A 16,057-nucleotide genomic window follows, 5' to 3' on the forward strand; every position below is an offset into this window, starting at 1 on the left:
TCAGGGTGCAGAGACAGAGGCGAAAAGAACTTGCGGTGCCGCTGGGTGACGGCCGGTCTCGATGCGCTCCCGATTCGGGCGCGCCACTTTCAATCCCGCCTGGCCGGCACAGGGGCAGCCGCCGAATCCTCGCGCCAGCGGCTGAACACCTGGTCATTGTCTTTCTGGCTGGCATGGCAGGCGGCGCAGTCCTCGCGCTGGGCGGTGCGCAGGCGGTCGCGACGTTCGCCGGCGGCGAATTCGGCGTAGCCCCAGCCGCCGGTGGCGGCGAAGCGCGCGCTGTCCTTGACCATCACGTCGATATGTCGGCGCGTCCCCTGGTCGATGGTGGCGTCGCCGTTGTCGCGGGTTTCGAACAGGTCGTAGACCAGCACCGAACCGTCGGCGAAGCGCCCGCTGCGATAGCCGTCGAGCGCTATGGCATTCGCGTAGATATGGTGCAGTCCGCCGAAGCGAGGGTAGGCGGCGTGGCCGGAAGTGATCAGGCCGCTCTTGATGTGGGTCCAGCGCGAATAGCCGACCGGGAAGGGTAGCGTGTCCGGGCCGGGGAGCGTTGCCGCGATGCGGGCGGGATCCGCCTTGGCCGGATCGGCGCCGGCGAATCCGCCGGCGGCGAGCGCGCCGCTCGCGGCAACCAGCGCGACGGCGGCGGCCCACAGCGCCGCACGGCCCGGACGCGGGGCTTCAGCGGCCACGTGCGGTGCCGCCCGGTTGCAAGGCGCGGCCCACGCACCAGGCGATCGGCCAGGCCACGAAGCAGACGTGGACCAGGATACTGAGCACGATCCACAGCACGTCCTTCGGGATGCCGCCGCCCCCGGCGCGCGACAGCGGCACGACGATGAAATTCATCGCCACGAACAGCCACAGGCCGTACAGGGTCGACGACAGCCATGGCCGGCGCAGCATCCAGCTCAACTTGGTCGCGGCATAGGCGTAGACCGCGGCCATGGCCAGCGCGATCAGATAATGCAGGGTCAGCCCGAGCGCGGCGGTCGAGGCGCCGCCGGCCAACGCTGCGTCGCGTCCGATCAGGCCCGAGGCGACGCTATGCAGGATGCGTTGCGCCGGCACTCCGGCGGTGATGCCCCAGTAGGTGATGGCGTAGACGATGTCGAGCGTAGCCGCGATCAGGCCGCCGGTCAGTGTCCAGAGCGGCAAAGATCGCGCGGTGCGGTGGGCAGGGGTCATTGCGCGAGGTCCTGGCGGAGTAGAGCGGGCCGGCGCTGCGAAGAAAGCAGCGTCCGAAAAGATGCAGGGTAGCGGCCGGTGCGGCGCAGCATCGGCTGCGCCGCGTGGCGCGGCGGCTAGGCGGCGGCGCGCGCGAGTTGCCGGTCGAGGCGCCGCGCCTGGGTGGCGGTAAGGCCGAACGAATTCTTGAAGGCGCGACAGAACGCGCTCTGGCTCTCGAAGCCCAGGGCCTCGGTGATCTCGCACACCGGCATGCGGGTTTCGCGGACCATTCGCCAGGCACGGTCCGAGCGCAGGCGCGAGGCGAATTCGGTCGGCGTTTCGTCGAACACCTCGCGATAGATCCGGATCAGGTGGCAGGGCGAGTAGTTGGCGCTGCGCGCGAGCCGGTTGAGATCGAGACGGATCTCCGGGTGGCGCCGGATCAGGTGCTGCACGCGCAGCAGCCTGAGCAGAGTCTGCTGGCGCCGGCGCTGGGTGCGGCCGCTGCAGCGCGGCAGCCGCGTCTGCAGATCGCGCTGTTGATCGATCAGCAGCGCGCACAGCGTGCGCAACAGCGCGTCGCCATTGGCGCCCAGCGTGCTCGGCGCGCCGAATCCGGTGTCGGCGGGCTGCGCAGCGAGCCGCGCCAGCCGCACCATCAGCCGTTGCGCGTCGCGCGGCGCCGGGCCCTCCCAGGGGAACAGCTCCTCGGTGGTGTTGTCGGCGCCGGTCTGCAGATAACCGCGCCAGGCGGTATCCGGGCCGCACAGGCACAACCACCAGCACGGCAGGCGCGCACTGGTGCGCAGGCGGCCGTCGCGCCAGATCTGCAGGTGGCCGGGTTCGAGCTCCCACATGCTGTCGGCGGCTTCCAGGCGCAGCGGTCCGCGCAACGGTAGCCACAGCGACAGCCAGCCGGCCGGCAGGTCGAGCTGGACGGCGCGTCCGGAGGCCCGGACCAGATGCAGGGTCGGCCGTGCGGCCGACTGCGACAGGTCGAGATGCTCGGCGAAATGAATCCGGTGATGTTGCAGGTTCATGCGACCCTCGTCCGGGAGGCGTGGCGGGCAGGCGCCACGTTCGTTGGCTCCTAAGCTAGCCATCCTTGGCCTGCATCTGCAGGGCCAATAATCCCGGCTTCGAAGGAGCCAATCGGCCCCGCCCGGCTGCGAGCGCCAACGCCGTCACGGAACGCGTTGCGCCCAGGCTGTCGTACGCATGTGCCGACCTGGACCAAGTCGCTGACCGGCCCTCGCAACTGGCCCATTGGCTTGGCAATATCGACCGTACAGGCGGCCCGAGGGGGGCCAATCCGGAGCCGCGAATGTACCTGCCGCTCGATGGCCGAGGACCGTTGCACGGGCAATTGGTCCGCTCGCTCAAGGACGCGGTGATGACCGGGCGGCTGCCGTCCGGACTGCGGTTTCCACCGACCCGGCTGCTGGCCCAGCAGCTCGGCGTGTCCCGCAATACCGTGCTGGCCGCTTACGAGCAACTGCGCGCCGAGGGCTTCATGCAGGCGCGGGTCGGCTCCGGCAGCTATGTCGCCATGCCCGGCGCGCCGGTGCAGCCGCGCTCGGAACCGCCGCAGCGGGTCGCGCCGCAGAGCGCCTATGCCCGGCGCCTGCGCCGCTATCACGACCACGCCCAGATGCCGGGCCGGCGGGTGCCCGGCGCCTTGCACAGCTTCCAGTACGGGGTGCCTTTCACCAATCCGCTGCTGACCTCGGCCTGGGCGCGGGCGCTGTCGCACGCGGCGGTCTACACCCAGCCGCATTACCCGACCGCGCAGGGCCTGCCGGCCTTGCGCGCGGCGGTTTGCGAATATCTGTCGTTGCGCCGCGGCGTGCAGGCGCGGCCCGAGGACATCGTGATCGTCACCGGCACCCAGCAGGCGGTCAGTCTGACTGCGCGCGTGGTGCTCGACGAAGGCGACGAGGTGGTGATCGAAGAGCCGCAGTACTTCGCCGTGCGCGAAGCCCTGCAGATCCATGGCGCTCGGCTGCTGCCGGTGCCGGTCGACGGCGAGGGCCTGCGCACCGATCTGCTGCCGGAGCGTCCGCCGCGGCTGATCTGCGTGACCCCGTCGCACCAGTTCCCGACCGGCGCGCTGATGTCGCTGGCGCGCCGTCGCGCCTTGCTCGACTACGCCTGCCGCCACGATTGCTGGATCTTCGAGGACGACTACGACGGCGAATTCCGCTACGACGCGCAACCGCACGCGGCCCTGTGCGGCCTCGACGACAGCCGCCGGGTGATCTATACCGGCACCTTCTCGAAAGTGCTGTTTCCTTCGCTGCGCCTGGGCTACATCGTCGCGCCGCCGGGTTTGCGCGACGACCTGATCAGCGCCAAGTGGGTCGACGATTTCGGCTCGCCGGCGATCGAGCAGGCCGCACTGGCCCACTTCCTCGCCGACGGCGGTTTCGAACGCCACCTGCGCCGCACTGCGAAGACATTGAAACAACGCCGCGACGTCCTGCTGAACGCCCTGCGCCGTCTGGCCGGCGACGCCATCGACATCGACGATTCCCACGCCGGCATGCACCTGGTGGTGTGGCTGCGCGAACGCAGCGTCGCCCAAGGCGAGGCCTTCATCGCCTATGCGCAGAGCCGGGGATTAGGGCTGTACTCGATCGTCCCGTACTACTTCCAGCCGCCCGCCCGTGCGGGCTTGCTGCTGGGCTTCGGCGCGATGTCGGTGGCCGAGATCGAAGAAGCCGCGCGCGTGTTCGCAGTGTGTTTGAGCGAGATGGATTGGGCGAGCGTGGGGTAGGGAAGTGGCCGTCCCGGTCGGCGATGCGATTGCATCCGCCGGCGTTTGTGCATCGTTTTGCCCCTTTGCCCCTTTGCCCTTTGCCCTTTGCTTTTGTCTTTGCTGTGCGTGCCTAGCACTTGCGAAGGCAATAGAAGACCCGAAGGGCGGCGCGCAGGGATGCGCGCCGTTTTTCATCGGGACAGGGATGTCCCGTATGAAAAATCCCTGCGTTGGCATCGCTCGTGCGGGCCTGTGATTCAAAACAAAAGCATTTTTCTTTGGTGACTTTCTTTTGTTGCTTTAGACAAAAGAAAGTTACCCGCCGCTTTAGTGGCGGAAGCTCTTATCGTTTGATCTTGACCTTGCCTCTCAAGAAGCTATAAGCAAGTGCAAAGCTTCCGCCCCCTAAAGGGTGCGGGTAACTTTCTTTTGGCCAAAGCCCCAAAAGAAAGTCACCAAAGAAAAGGGCTTTTCCTTGACGAAGCTCCCCTGCGAGCACGCAGCTTGCGCTGGGATTTTCCGATAAGACGTCCCTGTCTTATCGGAAAACGCCGCACGTCCTGTGCGGCGCCCTCCGGGTCTCCCCTTGACCGGCAAAGCGGCAAAGCAGATCAAAACCCCGGCAACGGCAACGGCGTCGTGGTTGAGATAGATACCCATCCCGGCCGGCGATGGCGGCTGAACGAACGCAGTCGGCTTGTGACCGTAGGAAATCCAGTAGGACGCCGCTCCTACCCTGCGACGGCACGCCACTTCGATGAGCAACATCGGTGTTGGCGTTTCTGCGCGTCCCGCGGTCGCGGCTCACGCCGCTCCTACAGTGGCGGATTCGCAACCTCTTACTTCACCCCAGGCAGAGCTGCGGCCTCGAAGGCCGAGCAGAATTCCGGTGAAAGGACGAATCCCCAGACAGGCAGGGAAGCCGAAGCTCAGCGCGAAGCCACCACCGCCACCACCGCGGCGGCGGCCAGCCAGGCCAGGTCGGTGCCGGTGTTGGCGAGCTGGATCAGGGTCCAGGCGAAGTGCGGGCCCAGCTTGGGCGCGGCCTCCAAGGGGTCGAGCCCCAGCATGGCGCCGACCTGGGACGAGGCGATGCCCCAGTTGGCCACCACCACGATCACCGCGGTCGCGGACAGGCCCAGCGCGGCCCGGCGCGCGCCAGGGCGCCAGCCGCCCAGGCGCAGCATCCAGGCGATGTCGAGCGCCCCGATCACCGCCATCCAGCTGAACTGATGGTCGTAAGCCACCGAGAACAGCACCCAGAACGCGGCGAAACCGAAGGTGCCGAGCATCAGCAGCAGCCACGAGAACGGGGTGACGCGGCGTTCGTGGCGGTCGGCCGAGGCCGGGCTGCGCTGTTCGGTCGGGTGGGCGACGGTCATGGGCGGAACACTGTGGGCGGGGCAAGCCCTACAGCATAGCGGTCCCAGGCCGGTAGAATGGTGCGACTTGTGCTGCGGCACGGCATCCCCATCTTTCCGCCATGTATTCCCGCAGCAGCGAACCCGTCCGTTTCGAGCGCGATTGCGCCGTCGTCCTGGTGCCCCAGGGCGACCAGGTCACCTTGCCCGCGGGCAGCGTCGGCTATATCACCCAGGCCTTGGGCGGCAGTTACACCGTTTTCGTCGAAGGCAACCTGTTCCGCATCGCCGGCCGCGATGCCGACGCGATCGGCAAGGAGCCGCCGGAACCGCTGGAATTGCCCGAGGGAGCCGACGACGAAGCGGTCGAGCAACTGGTCTGGCGCCAACTGCGCACCTGCTTCGACCCGGAGATCCCGATCAACGTGGTCGAGCTCGGCCTGGTCTACGAGGCCACCGTCAAGCACCGCGACGACGGCCAGCGCATGGTCGAAGTGCGCATGACCCTGACCGCGCCGGCTTGCGGCATGGGCGACATCCTGGTCGACGACGTGCGCGCCAAGCTCGAGATGATCCCGACCGTGGCCGAGGCCGACGTCGAGCTGGTGTTCGACCCGCCGTGGAACCGCAACATGATGTCCGAGGCTGCCCGACTCGAAACCGGCATGCTCTGAACCGGCATGCCCTGAGCCGGAATGCCCTGAACGCGACGGCAGCCGACGCTGCCGCTCGCATCGCGCGTCGCCGGCGCCCGCCGGCACGCCGCCCGACCACCTGAACGCGCTGAACCAGACACGCTGAACCGATCGGCCGAAGCCGTCGTCGGCGTGTCTCGTCGCGTCCGTTCGCCTGGCCACCGATCGCGTCGCTGCGATCCGCGCAGGATCCATCCGCGCCTCCGGCCGCGAGGCCGCATGCGCCGGCGCACTGTCGTAATGCGTGACAGAAGGCACGGACGGAGCCCGGTTAATTGGCCTGCGCCGGCTTGAACGCACATTTACCCAGCGCTTAGCGTGACAACGCGGACCGGGTCACAGCGAGTCCGTACACAAACAGCGCGGACGCTGTCGCGGACAACGAAGGAATGGGTTCGGGCAGACCACCGCGCGTTGACGCCGTCCTTCGGCACTTCGTTTTTTGGGGGTTTCATCCATGTCCGATCGTTCCATGCGCGCGATGCGCAAGCACGCGCTCGCCGCCGCCACCGCGACCGCCCTGTCCTGCGTCGCGATGTCCGCCTTCGCCGCCGACCGCATCAACCTCGCCGCCCTGGCCAACGAAAGCCAGGACGAATTCATCGTCAAATACCGCGACGGCAGCGCCCAGCGCAGCAACCCCGCCACCCTGGAGCGTTCGCTGAGCAGCGCCGCGACCGGGTTCGCCGGCAAGGGCAAGGCCCTCGGCCTCAAGCACCTGCGCCGCACCGCACTCGGCTCGGACGTGGTCCGCGCCGGCCGCAAGCTCGACCGCGTCGAAGCCGAATCGCTGATGCGCCAGATCGCCGCCGACCCGAACGTCGAATACGTCGAGCCGAACGCGCGCATGTATCCGACCGCCACCCCGAACGACACCCGTTTCGGCGAGCAGTGGGGCTACACCGATGCCGACGCCGGCATCAACGCCACCACCGCCTGGGACGTCAGCACCGGCACCGGCGTGGTCGTGGCCGTGATCGACACCGGCATCGTCAGCCACAGCGACCTCAACGCCAACATCCTGCCGGGCTACGACTTCGTCAGCGACGCCGCCGCCGCGCGCGACGGCAACGGCCGCGATTCCGACCCGAGCGATCAGGGCGACTGGTTCGTCGCCGGCGAGTGCGGGCGCAACTACAACAGCAATTCGAGCTGGCACGGCACCCACGTCGCCGGCACCGTCGCCGCGGTGACCAACAACGCCAAGGGCGTGGCCGGCACGGCCTACAACGCCAAGGTCGTGCCGGTGCGCGTACTCGCCAAGTGCGGCGGCAGCCTGGCCGACATCGCCGACGCCATCACCTGGGCCTCGGGCGGCACCGTCTCCGGCGTGCCGGCCAACGCCAATCCGGCCGAAGTCATCAACATGAGCCTCGGCGGCGCCGGCGCCTGCGGTTCGACCTACCAGGCCGCGATCAACGGCGCCGTCTCGCGCGGCACCACCGTCGTGGTCGCCGCCGGCAACAACAACGGCAATGCCGCCGACGCGCGTCCGGCCAACTGCACCGGCGTGATCACCGTCGGCGCGGTCGACAGCGCCGGCGCGCGTTCGGTGTGGAGCAGCACGCAGAAGTCGAACTACGGTTCGGTGGTCGACATCGCCGCCCCGGGTTCCAACATCCTGTCGACGCTCAACGCCGGCACCACCACCCCGGGCGCGGAAAGCTATGCGTCCTACGGCGGCACCTCGATGGCGACGCCGCACGTCGCCGGCGTGGTCGCACTGCTGCAGGCCAAGGCGACGACGCCGAAGACTCCGGCCGAGATCGAGACCCTGCTCAAGAACACCGCGCGCGCCTTCCCGCAGACGCCCGACCAGCCGATCGGCGTGGGCATCGTCAACGCCAAGGCGGCGCTGGACGCGCTGGGCGGCACCCCGAACCCGGGGACCCAGACCTACAGCAACGGCACCGACTACAACATCCCGGACAACAACACGACCGGCGTGTCGAGCAGCATCGTGGTGTCGGGCCGCACCGGCAATGCGCCGAGCAACGCCTCGGTGACGGTCAACATCGTCCACCCGTACAAGGGCGACCTGAAGGTCGACCTGATCGCGCCGGACGGCTCGGTCTACAACATTCACAACCGCAGCGGCGGCAGCGCCGACAACGTCAGCGGCACGTTTACCGTGAACCTGTCGAGCGAAGCGCTCAACGGCACCTGGAAGCTGCGCGCGGTCGATGCCGCGGCGGCCGACGTCGGCCGCATCGACACCTGGAGCATCACGTTCTGATCGACCGCCGAGGCGCTGTATCGGCTTAGGCAAACCGACCCCGGCTTCGGCCGGGGTTTTTTTTGCGTTATCCCGCGCAGGGCAGGGCGCGGCACGATCGAGGCGCGCAAGCGGGTTGTGCGGCCGGCGACGACTCGCTGCACCTGGATTGCGTGCGATGAAGCTCAGCAAGCGCAACGACACGGCCCCGCCGCGAAGCCGGACCACCCGTGCAACAAGATGTGTCCGCTGCCGCTTTTTCGTGCCTGGGGTAGGGGGATTTTGCGCTTCTGCGTTGTGACGCCGATTGCATAAGCGAGTAGCAAATGCGTGATTCGATTCACTCTTATGGGGCAAATGGACAGCGCCAAAGCCTTGTCGCCGCGTCCGCGCAATCGCTAGCGTGAGTGGACGGATCGCATCGGCTTTCGCCGGATGCGCTTCGCGAACAAGTCCGGGCACCGCGGCGTCCTCGTCGTCGCCGCGGTCCACCGGACGACTCCGCCGCATTGCGGCCACTTCAGTTTAGGGGTTCTCAACAGATGTCCGTTCGTTCGAATCGCGTACACGCCCTTGCCGCCGCCACCGCCCTGGTGCTGGCTTCGACCGTCGCCGGGTCGGCTTTCGCCGCCGACCGCGTCAACCTCAGCGGCCTGCAGACCGCCGCCAAGTTCGACCGTTTCATCGTCAAGTTCCGCGACGGCAGCGTCGAGCGCAGCAGCGCCGCGAGCGTGCAGGGTGCGCTCAGCACCGCCGCGACCGCGTCGGCCGGCAAGGTCAAGGGCAAGGCAGCGCTCGGCCTGAAGCACCTGCGCCGCACCGCCATCGGCGCCGACGTCGTGCGCGCCGATCGTGCGCTGGACCGCGCCGAAGCCGAATCGCTGATGCGCCAGATCGCCGCCGACCCGAACGTGGACTTCGTCGAAGTCGATGTGCGCCGCCATGCCCTGTTGACCCCGAACGACACCCACTACGGCGTGCAGTACGGCTTCAACGGCGCCAACGGCGGCATGCGCGTCGATCAGGCTTGGGACGTCTCCACCGGCAGCGGCGCGGTAGTCGCCGTGCTCGATACCGGCATCACCCCGCACAGCGATCTCAACGCCAACATCCTGCCGGGCTACGACTTCATCAGCGACACCTTCGTCTCGCGCGACGGCGACGGCCGCGATTCCAACCCGAACGACGAAGGCGACTGGAACAACGCCACCGAGTGCGATCAGCCCGGCTACGACGTCGACGCCAGCAATTCGAGCTGGCACGGCACCCATGTCGCCGGCACCGTAGCCGCGGTGACCAACAACGCCAAGGGCGTCGCCGGCACCGCGTTCAACGCCAAGGTCGTGCCGGTGCGCGTGCTCGGCCGTTGCGGCGGTTACGACTCCGACATCTCCGACGCGATCGTCTGGGCGTCGGGCGGCAGCGTCTCGGGCATCCCGGCCAACGCCAATCCGGCCGAGGTGATCAACCTCAGCCTCGGCGGCGGCGGCGCCTGCCCGAGCAGCTACCAGACCGCGATCAACGGTGCGGTCGGCCGCGGCACCACCATCGTCGTGGCTGCCGGCAACGAAAGCGCAAACGTCTCGACCTCGACGCCGGCCAACTGCGCCAACGTCATCGCGGTCGCCGCGACGACTTCGACCGGCGCCAAGGCGGGCTTCTCGAACTACGGCACCGGCATCGACGTGTCGGCGCCGGGCGACCAGATCGCCTCGACCCACAACGGCGGCACCACCACCCAGGGCGCCGAGCAGTACGTGTACATGAGCGGCACCTCGATGGCGGCGCCGCACGTCGCCGGCGTGGTCGCGCTGCTGCAGTCGAAGGCGGCCACGCCGAAGACCCCGGCCGAAATCGAAACCCTGCTCAAGAACACCGCGCGCGCTCTGCCGGGCGCCTGCTCGGGCGGCTGCGGCGCCGGCATCGTCAATGCCAAGGCCGCGCTCGACGCGCTCGGCGGCACCCCGCCGACCGGCGTGCAGACCTACACCAACGGCACCGACGTCGCCATTCCCGACAACGCCACGGTCGAAAGCAGCATCGTGGTGTCGGGCCGCACCGGCAACGCGCCGAGCACCGCTTCGATCTCGGTCAACATCGTCCACACCTACAAGGGCGACCTGAAGGTCGACCTGGTCGCGCCGGACGGCACCCTGTACAACCTCCACAACCGCACCGGCTCGGGCACCGACAACGTCATCGGCACCTTCACCAAGAATCTGTCGAGCGAGCTGCTCAACGGCACCTGGAAGCTGCGCGTCAACGACAACGCCTCGCAGGACACCGGCCGCATCGACACCTGGAGCATCACGTTCTAAGCCCGCCGGCAGGCCGCGAATGCGGCCCGCCGTCGTTCAGAGCCCCGGTTTCGACCGGGGTTCTTTTTTAGGGGGCGCAGTCACGGAGGTGAACGCAGGCCGACTTATGGCTTTGCGCGATGGCACGCTCACGTGCGCCGCCGAGCGCGGGGAGTAAGCTCGGCCTGTCGCCGGCTGCGGGCCGAGACCGTTCGCGATGCGCGCCGTGCGTCAACGCAACGCACTGCAACGCGCTCGCTAACCCCGGACCCCAGGCTCATGCGTTCCACCGATACCCGCTGACAGGAGAAGCCCGCATGCTGTTCCCGATTCGTACCCTGTGGCTGTCGTCCACGGCCTTGTTCCTCTCCATTGCGATGACCGCCTGCATGGCCTCCAGCACTCCCGACAACGCACCCGGCGCCAAGCCGCAAGCGAATTCCGAGGTCAATCCGGAAGTGAATCCGAACCCCAGGCGGGCGCCGGCCCAGGTCGGCGAACCTGTCGGCGGCGGTCCGTTCGCGCAATTCATCGTCAAGTACCGCGACGACAGCACGCCGCTCAAGCAGCAGGACGCGGTGCAGACGCGCTTGAACCAGACCGCGCAGCGCCTGCAGGGCGTCGCCGGCAAGAGCGGCACGCCAACCCTGACCTGGAAGCACCGCATGGGCATCAACGCCGACGTGTTCAGCGTCAGCCCGGCGCTCGATCGCGCCGGCGCGCAGCGCCTGATGCAGGCCTTCGCCGCCGATCCGGACGTGCAGTTCATCGAGCCCGACAACCACGTCGCGCTCGATCCGATCATCCGCGGGCCTGAGGTCATCGAGAAATAAGCGATCGAGGGGAGTCATCGAGAGAAGCGAACGAGAGAATCCATCGAGACGCCTGCAAGGCTGCAAGAAATTCATTGACGCAGGCCACGTAATCTTCGCTGCGAAGCACAACGACCCCGGAATTTTTCCGGGGTTTTTTGTTGCGCGAACGTTGTTGCGAAGCGGAGGTTTTCGCGCGCCGGTTTGCGCGGATTTCGAGCGCGCGAAAGAGTTTTCCGATGCATGACCTGCATCACGAACGGCGCCATCGAATCGAACGCCGAAGCATTGCCGCGGCCGTGCGCGAAACGTTAGCGTCGGAATGCGGACGCAACGACGAATCGGTCCGCAATCGAGCTACGCAACGCCAGACCGGACACGATGGCAACCAGCGCCGCCGAACAGGCCGTCGCCTGCCACGATGTTCCGGCGACCACCTTTCGGCCGCGCCTGCGGCTTTCACCTTCGGGGGTTCCACCAATGACCAATCCGTCCCGCAGCCGCGCCCGTGCGCGCGGTCTGAACACCGTTCGTCTCGCCGTACTCGCTTCCGCGATCGCCGCATTGCCGGCGTTCGCCGCACAGCCCTTGTTCGTCGGCGACGCCACCCCGCGCGCCGGCATCGCCGGCAGCCAGGGCTCGTCCGCCCTCAAGCACGCCCAAAGCCTGGCCGCCGCGCCGGCCACCGCCTCGCTGCGGCTCAAGCGCGCCGATCCGGCGGTGGTCAGTGCGCAGACCCGCGAGATCGAGCTGCAACTCGGCGGCCACCTGGTCAATGCCGTGCTCGACAACGCCCGTGAGACCCGCGGCGGCAGCACCGTCTGGATGGGCCATCTGCGCGGCACCGGTAAGGCCGCCGCCCGCACTGCGCGCGAAGTGCGCAACGACGAACGCAACTCGGTAGCCCTGGTGCGCCGCGGCAACGGCGTCACCGGCAACGTCCGCGTCGACGGCCAGCTGTATCGCATCCGTCCGCTCGCCGACGGCAGCCACGCGGTGATCGAGGTCGACGAAAGCCGTATGCCGCCGGACCACGCCGCCGACTACGACGAGGCGAACCTGCCGCAGATCGACATGCGCGCGGTGGCGACGCAGGCTACCCGGAGCGGCGGCGGCCTGGTCGGCCCGGCCGCGATCGAACCGGGCGCCACCGCCACCATCCGCGTCCAGGTGGTTGCGACCAACGACGCGGTCACCGCCTATGGCGGCGACATGGAGGCCTTGATCGAACTGGCCGTGGCCGAAAGCAACCAGGGCTACGTCAATTCCAACGTCGGCATCAACATGGTGCTGGCCAACTACCGCACCGTGCAATACACCTCGGTCGGCGACGGTCACGCCACCGACGTGGACCGCTTCGAAGGCACCAACGACGGCTACATGGACGACATCCATGCCAGCCGCGATACCAACGCGGCCGACGTCAACGTGCTGGTGATCAACGACGACAGCAACTGCGGCCGCGCCGCCGCGATCGGCTCGAACGCGGCTACCGCGTTCGCGACCGTGCATTACGATTGCGCGACCGGCTATTACAGCTTCGCCCACGAAATCGGCCACCTGCTGTCGGCCCGCCACAACCCGCAGAACGACCCGAACACGCAGCCCTACGCCTACGGCCATGGTTACCAGTACATGCCCGCGCAGGGCGCGCGCTGGCGCACGATCATGGCTTACCAGTGCCCCGGCACGGCCTGCACCCGCCTGAACTACTGGTCCAACCCGGACATCACCTATGGCGGCGCGGCGATGGGCACGGCCGACGTGAGCCACAACCAGCGCGTGCTGGTGCAGACCAAGGCGGCGATGGCTGCGTTCCGCGCCGCCCCCGGCGCCAACGTCGCTCCGGTGGCGAACTTCAGCTCCAGCGCCAGCGGCCTGACCGTGAGCTTCACCGACAGCTCCAGCGACAGCGACGGCAGCATCGCCTCGCGCAGCTGGAGCTTCGGCGACGGCACCAGCTCGACCGCGACCAATCCGAGCAAGACCTATACCGCGGCCGGCACCTACAGCGTCGTGCTGACCGTCACCGACGACGACGGCGCCACCCACAGCAAGACCGCTTCGGTCACCGTCAACGCCAGCGGCGTGCAGACCTACAGCAACGGCACCGACGTCGCCATCCCGGACAACAACGCCTCCGGCGCCAGCAGCAGCATCGCCGTGTCCGGGCGCAGCGGCAACGCACCGAGCAACGCCAGCATCTCGGTCAACATCGTCCACCCGTACAAGGGCGATCTGATCGTCGACCTGATCGCGCCGGACGGCTCGGTCTACAACATCCACAACCGCAGCGGCGGCAGCGCCGACAACGTCAGCGGCAGCTTCACCAAGAACCTGTCGAGCGAGCCGCTCAACGGCACGTGGAAGCTGCGCGCGGCCGACCGCGCCTCGCAGGACGTCGGCCGCATCGACAGCTGGAGCATCACCTTCTAATTACGTTTGCGCTTCGCGTTTTGAGGAACCTCCACCGGAGGGACCTCGTGCACGGGGGACCCCGGTCCGAGGACCGGGCTCCTGAAACACCGGCGGGCTTAGGGGAGCCCGCTTTCCGCTCGACGCCGCTCCGAAACGGCCGCGACGAGCTGCGATCCGGACGCGGACCGCAGCTCGCTGCGGACGCGCCCGCCTGCCGTCCGGCCCTTCGCCTCGAGGGGCCGGGCGGACCGGGCCGGCCGGACTGCGCTGCGGATCTCGCCACCACGTCGTCCTTCCCAACATGGAGCAAGCAATGAAACGACTGACCGCTTCCCTGGCCCTGCTCGCACTGTCGATCGGCAGCGCACTCGCCGCCCCGACCCTGCGTCCGGCGGCTTTCGACAACGCCCGACTCTCGCGCATCGACCGTGTCGCCCTGCGCAGCATGCCGGCCGTGGACGTCGCCAAGCTGCGCGCCGAAGACCTCAAGCGCGGCCGCAATGAGGCGCCGCGCTTCGCCACCGCCCTGCCGGTGGACATGAACACCCTCAACAGCGGCACCTGGGAAGATCTCGACGCCGGCCACGTGGTCTGGCGCACGCGCATCGAGTCCAAGAACGCCCTGACCCTGAATTTCCATTTCGACCAGTTCAAGCTGCCTGCCGGCGCGCGCATGCTGATCTATCCGGCCGACCAGGCGCCGGGCTCCAGCGCCGCGCGCGTGCGCAGCTTCACCGCGGCCGACAACAACGACTTCAACGAACTGTGGACGCCGGTGGTGATCGGCGACGAAGCGGTGATCGAAGTGGTGGTGCCGCGCGCCAAGGTCGGCGAGCTCAAGCTGCACCTGGCTGCGGTCAACCACGATTACAAGGGCCTCGGCCGGCTCGCGCGCGACGCCGCGCTGGAGCAGGCTACCGGCGTGTCGGGCAGTTGCAACATCGACGTGGTCTGCCCCGAGGGCAACGGCCATCGCGACGTGATCCGTTCGGTCGCGGCCTATTCGAAGCAGGGCACGATGTGGTGCACCGGCTCGCTGGTCAACAATACCGCCAACGACAAGAAGATGTACTTCCTGACCGCGAACCACTGCGGCATGACCACCGCGGCGATCGCGTCGAGCATGGTGGTGTACTGGAACTACCAGAACTCGACCTGCCGCGCGCCGGGCTCGGCTTCCAGCGGCGCCAACGGCGACGGCTCGCTGTCGCAGTCGCAGACCGGCGCGGTGGTGCGCGCGACCAACGCCGCCTCCGACTTCACCCTGCTCGAACTCAACACCGCGGCCAACCCGGCGTTCAACCTGTTTTGGGCCGGCTGGGACCGCCGCGACCAGAATTTCGCCGGCGCCACCGCGATCCACCATCCCAACGTGGCCGAGAAGCGCATCAGTCATTCGACCACCGCGACCCAGATCAGCGGCTACAACGGCGCCAGCGGCACCACCCACCTGCACGTGTTCTGGCAGGCCAGCGGCGGCGTGACCGAGCCGGGTTCGTCGGGCTCGCCGATCTACAGCCCGGAAAAGCGCGTGCTGGGTCAACTGCACGGCGGCCCGTCGAGCTGCTCAGCGACCGGCGCCAACCGCAGCGACTACTATGGCCGCATCTTCACCTCCTGGACCGGCGGCGGTTCGGCCGCGACGCGCCTGAGCAACTGGCTCGATGCCGCCGGCACCGGCGCCCAGTTCATCGACGGCCTCGATTCCAGCGGCACGCCGACCAACACCCCGCCGGTGGCGAACTTCAGCTCGAGCGCGAGCGGGCTGACCGTGAGTTTCACCGACAGCTCCAGCGATAGCGACGGCAGCATCGCCTCGCGCAGCTGGAACTTCGGCGACGGTACCAGTTCGACCGCGACCAACCCGTCCAAGACCTACAGCGCCGCCGGTACCTACACCGTTAGCCTGACCGTCACCGACGACGATGGCGCCACCCACACCAAGACCGCCTCGGTCACGGTCGGCACCGGCGGGGCCCAGACCTATACCAACGGCACCGACGTGGCCATCACCGACAACGCCACGGTCGAAAGCTCGATCGTCGTGTCCGGCCGCAGCGGCAACGCGCCGGCCAGCACGCCGGTCGCGGTCAACATCGTCCACACCTACAAGGGCGACCTGAAGGTCGACCTGGTCGCGCCGGACGGTACCCTCTACAACATCCACAACCGCACTGGCGGCAGCGCCGACAACGTCAGCGGCACCTTCACCAAGAACCTGTCGAGCGAACCGCTCAACGGCACCTGGAAGCTGCGCGTCAACGACAATGCCAGCGCCGACACCGGCCGCATCGACAGCTGGAGCATCACGTTCTGATCGGCTGAGGC

The 16,057-nt window shown here is 68.1% G+C and carries 12 protein-coding genes and 1 pseudogene; 8 read left to right on the plus strand and 5 right to left on the minus strand.

From position 1 onward, the window contains the following. Positions 1-89: 89 nt before the first annotated feature. From AC6CH2_RS10800 to AC6CH2_RS10810, 3 genes are all read right to left on the minus strand, one after another. Entirely contained in the window at positions 90-695 is a 606-nt protein-coding gene (locus tag AC6CH2_RS10800; RefSeq protein WP_498269255.1) for a cytochrome P460 family protein, read from the minus strand. Continuing rightward, positions 685-1,191, minus strand: a complete 507-nt coding sequence (locus AC6CH2_RS10805; protein WP_498269256.1) for a hypothetical protein — start codon at positions 1,189-1,191, stop codon at positions 685-687. The genes AC6CH2_RS10800 and AC6CH2_RS10805 overlap by 11 nt, the downstream gene beginning before the upstream one ends. Positions 1,192-1,307: 116 nt before the next feature. After that, positions 1,308-2,213, minus strand: a complete 906-nt coding sequence (locus AC6CH2_RS10810; RefSeq protein WP_498269257.1) for a helix-turn-helix domain-containing protein — start codon at positions 2,211-2,213, stop codon at positions 1,308-1,310. 284 nt (positions 2,214-2,497) lie between these two features. On the opposite strand from AC6CH2_RS10810, the gene pdxR reads away from it, so the two are divergent. After that, on the plus strand, positions 2,498-3,949 hold the full coding sequence (gene pdxR / locus AC6CH2_RS10815) for a MocR-like pyridoxine biosynthesis transcription factor PdxR (RefSeq protein ID WP_498269258.1): 1,452 nt from the start codon (positions 2,498-2,500) through the stop codon (positions 3,947-3,949). A 387-nt stretch (positions 3,950-4,336) separates the two neighbouring features. Here pdxR and AC6CH2_RS10820 read toward each other — a convergent pair whose 3' ends face one another. Beyond that, positions 4,337-4,699 carry a hypothetical protein gene (locus tag AC6CH2_RS10820; protein ID WP_498269259.1) on the minus strand — a complete coding sequence of 121 codons (363 nt, stop codon included), beginning with the start codon at positions 4,697-4,699 and terminating at the stop codon, positions 4,337-4,339. Positions 4,700-4,860: 161 nt separating this feature from the next. Then, positions 4,861-5,313 carry a hypothetical protein gene (locus AC6CH2_RS10825; protein WP_498269260.1) on the minus strand — a complete coding sequence of 151 codons (453 nt, stop codon included), beginning with the start codon at positions 5,311-5,313 and terminating at the stop codon, positions 4,861-4,863. Positions 5,314-5,414: 101 nt separating this feature from the next. Between AC6CH2_RS10825 and sufT the strand changes: the two genes are divergently transcribed. The 7 genes and pseudogenes from sufT to AC6CH2_RS10860 all read left to right on the plus strand — a co-directional run bounded on the left by sufT (position 5,415) and on the right by AC6CH2_RS10860 (position 16,046). After that, entirely contained in the window at positions 5,415-5,966 is a 552-nt protein-coding gene (gene sufT, locus AC6CH2_RS10830) for a putative Fe-S cluster assembly protein SufT (protein WP_223620317.1), read from the plus strand. A gap of 478 nt (positions 5,967-6,444) precedes the next feature. After that, complete coding sequence (locus tag AC6CH2_RS10835) at positions 6,445-8,223, plus strand: S8 family serine peptidase (protein WP_498269261.1); 1,779 nt, start codon at positions 6,445-6,447, stop codon at positions 8,221-8,223. Positions 8,224-8,744: 521 nt separating this feature from the next. Further along, positions 8,745-10,520 carry a S8 family peptidase gene (locus AC6CH2_RS10840; protein ID WP_498269262.1) on the plus strand — a complete coding sequence of 592 codons (1,776 nt, stop codon included), beginning with the start codon at positions 8,745-8,747 and terminating at the stop codon, positions 10,518-10,520. Between the two features lie 296 nt (positions 10,521-10,816). Further along, positions 10,817-11,332: a hypothetical protein gene (locus tag AC6CH2_RS10845; protein WP_498269263.1), complete on the plus strand. Its 516-nt coding sequence runs from the start codon at positions 10,817-10,819 to the stop codon at positions 11,330-11,332. Between the two features lie 459 nt (positions 11,333-11,791). Beyond that, positions 11,792-13,132: pseudogene (locus AC6CH2_RS10850) on the plus strand (M12 family metallo-peptidase); the annotation flags it as partial. Then, entirely contained in the window at positions 13,118-13,747 is a 630-nt protein-coding gene (locus tag AC6CH2_RS10855) for a PKD domain-containing protein (protein ID WP_498269528.1), read from the plus strand. The pseudogene AC6CH2_RS10850 and the gene AC6CH2_RS10855, both read left to right, overlap by 15 nt. Before the next feature lie 295 nt (positions 13,748-14,042). After that, the gene (locus AC6CH2_RS10860) at positions 14,043-16,046 is read left to right on the plus strand and encodes a proprotein convertase P-domain-containing protein (protein ID WP_498269264.1); all 2,004 of its coding nucleotides are present in this window, start codon (positions 14,043-14,045) and stop codon (positions 16,044-16,046) included. Positions 16,047-16,057: the final 11 nt, after the last annotated feature.

Source organism: Lysobacter sp. GQ73, assembly GCF_059758755.1.

Bases quoted from the DNA above. Each gene is read 5' to 3' on its own strand.
- AC6CH2_RS10805 (WP_498269256.1), bottom strand. From the start codon at position 1,191: ATGACCCCTGCCCACCGCACCGCGCGATCTTTGCCGCTCTGGACACTG.
- AC6CH2_RS10810 (WP_498269257.1), bottom strand. From the start codon at position 2,213: ATGAACCTGCAACATCACCGGATTCATTTCGCCGAGCATCTCGACCTG.
- pdxR (WP_498269258.1), top strand. From the start codon at position 2,498: ATGTACCTGCCGCTCGATGGCCGAGGACCGTTGCACGGGCAATTGGTC.
- AC6CH2_RS10820 (WP_498269259.1), bottom strand. From the start codon at position 4,699: ATGTTGCTCATCGAAGTGGCGTGCCGTCGCAGGGTAGGAGCGGCGTCC.
- AC6CH2_RS10825 (WP_498269260.1), bottom strand. From the start codon at position 5,313: ATGACCGTCGCCCACCCGACCGAACAGCGCAGCCCGGCCTCGGCCGAC.
- sufT (WP_223620317.1), top strand. From the start codon at position 5,415: ATGTATTCCCGCAGCAGCGAACCCGTCCGTTTCGAGCGCGATTGCGCC.
- AC6CH2_RS10835 (WP_498269261.1), top strand. From the start codon at position 6,445: ATGTCCGATCGTTCCATGCGCGCGATGCGCAAGCACGCGCTCGCCGCC.
- AC6CH2_RS10840 (WP_498269262.1), top strand. From the start codon at position 8,745: ATGTCCGTTCGTTCGAATCGCGTACACGCCCTTGCCGCCGCCACCGCC.
- AC6CH2_RS10845 (WP_498269263.1), top strand. From the start codon at position 10,817: ATGCTGTTCCCGATTCGTACCCTGTGGCTGTCGTCCACGGCCTTGTTC.
- AC6CH2_RS10855 (WP_498269528.1), top strand. From the start codon at position 13,118: ATGGCTGCGTTCCGCGCCGCCCCCGGCGCCAACGTCGCTCCGGTGGCG.
- AC6CH2_RS10860 (WP_498269264.1), top strand. From the start codon at position 14,043: ATGAAACGACTGACCGCTTCCCTGGCCCTGCTCGCACTGTCGATCGGC.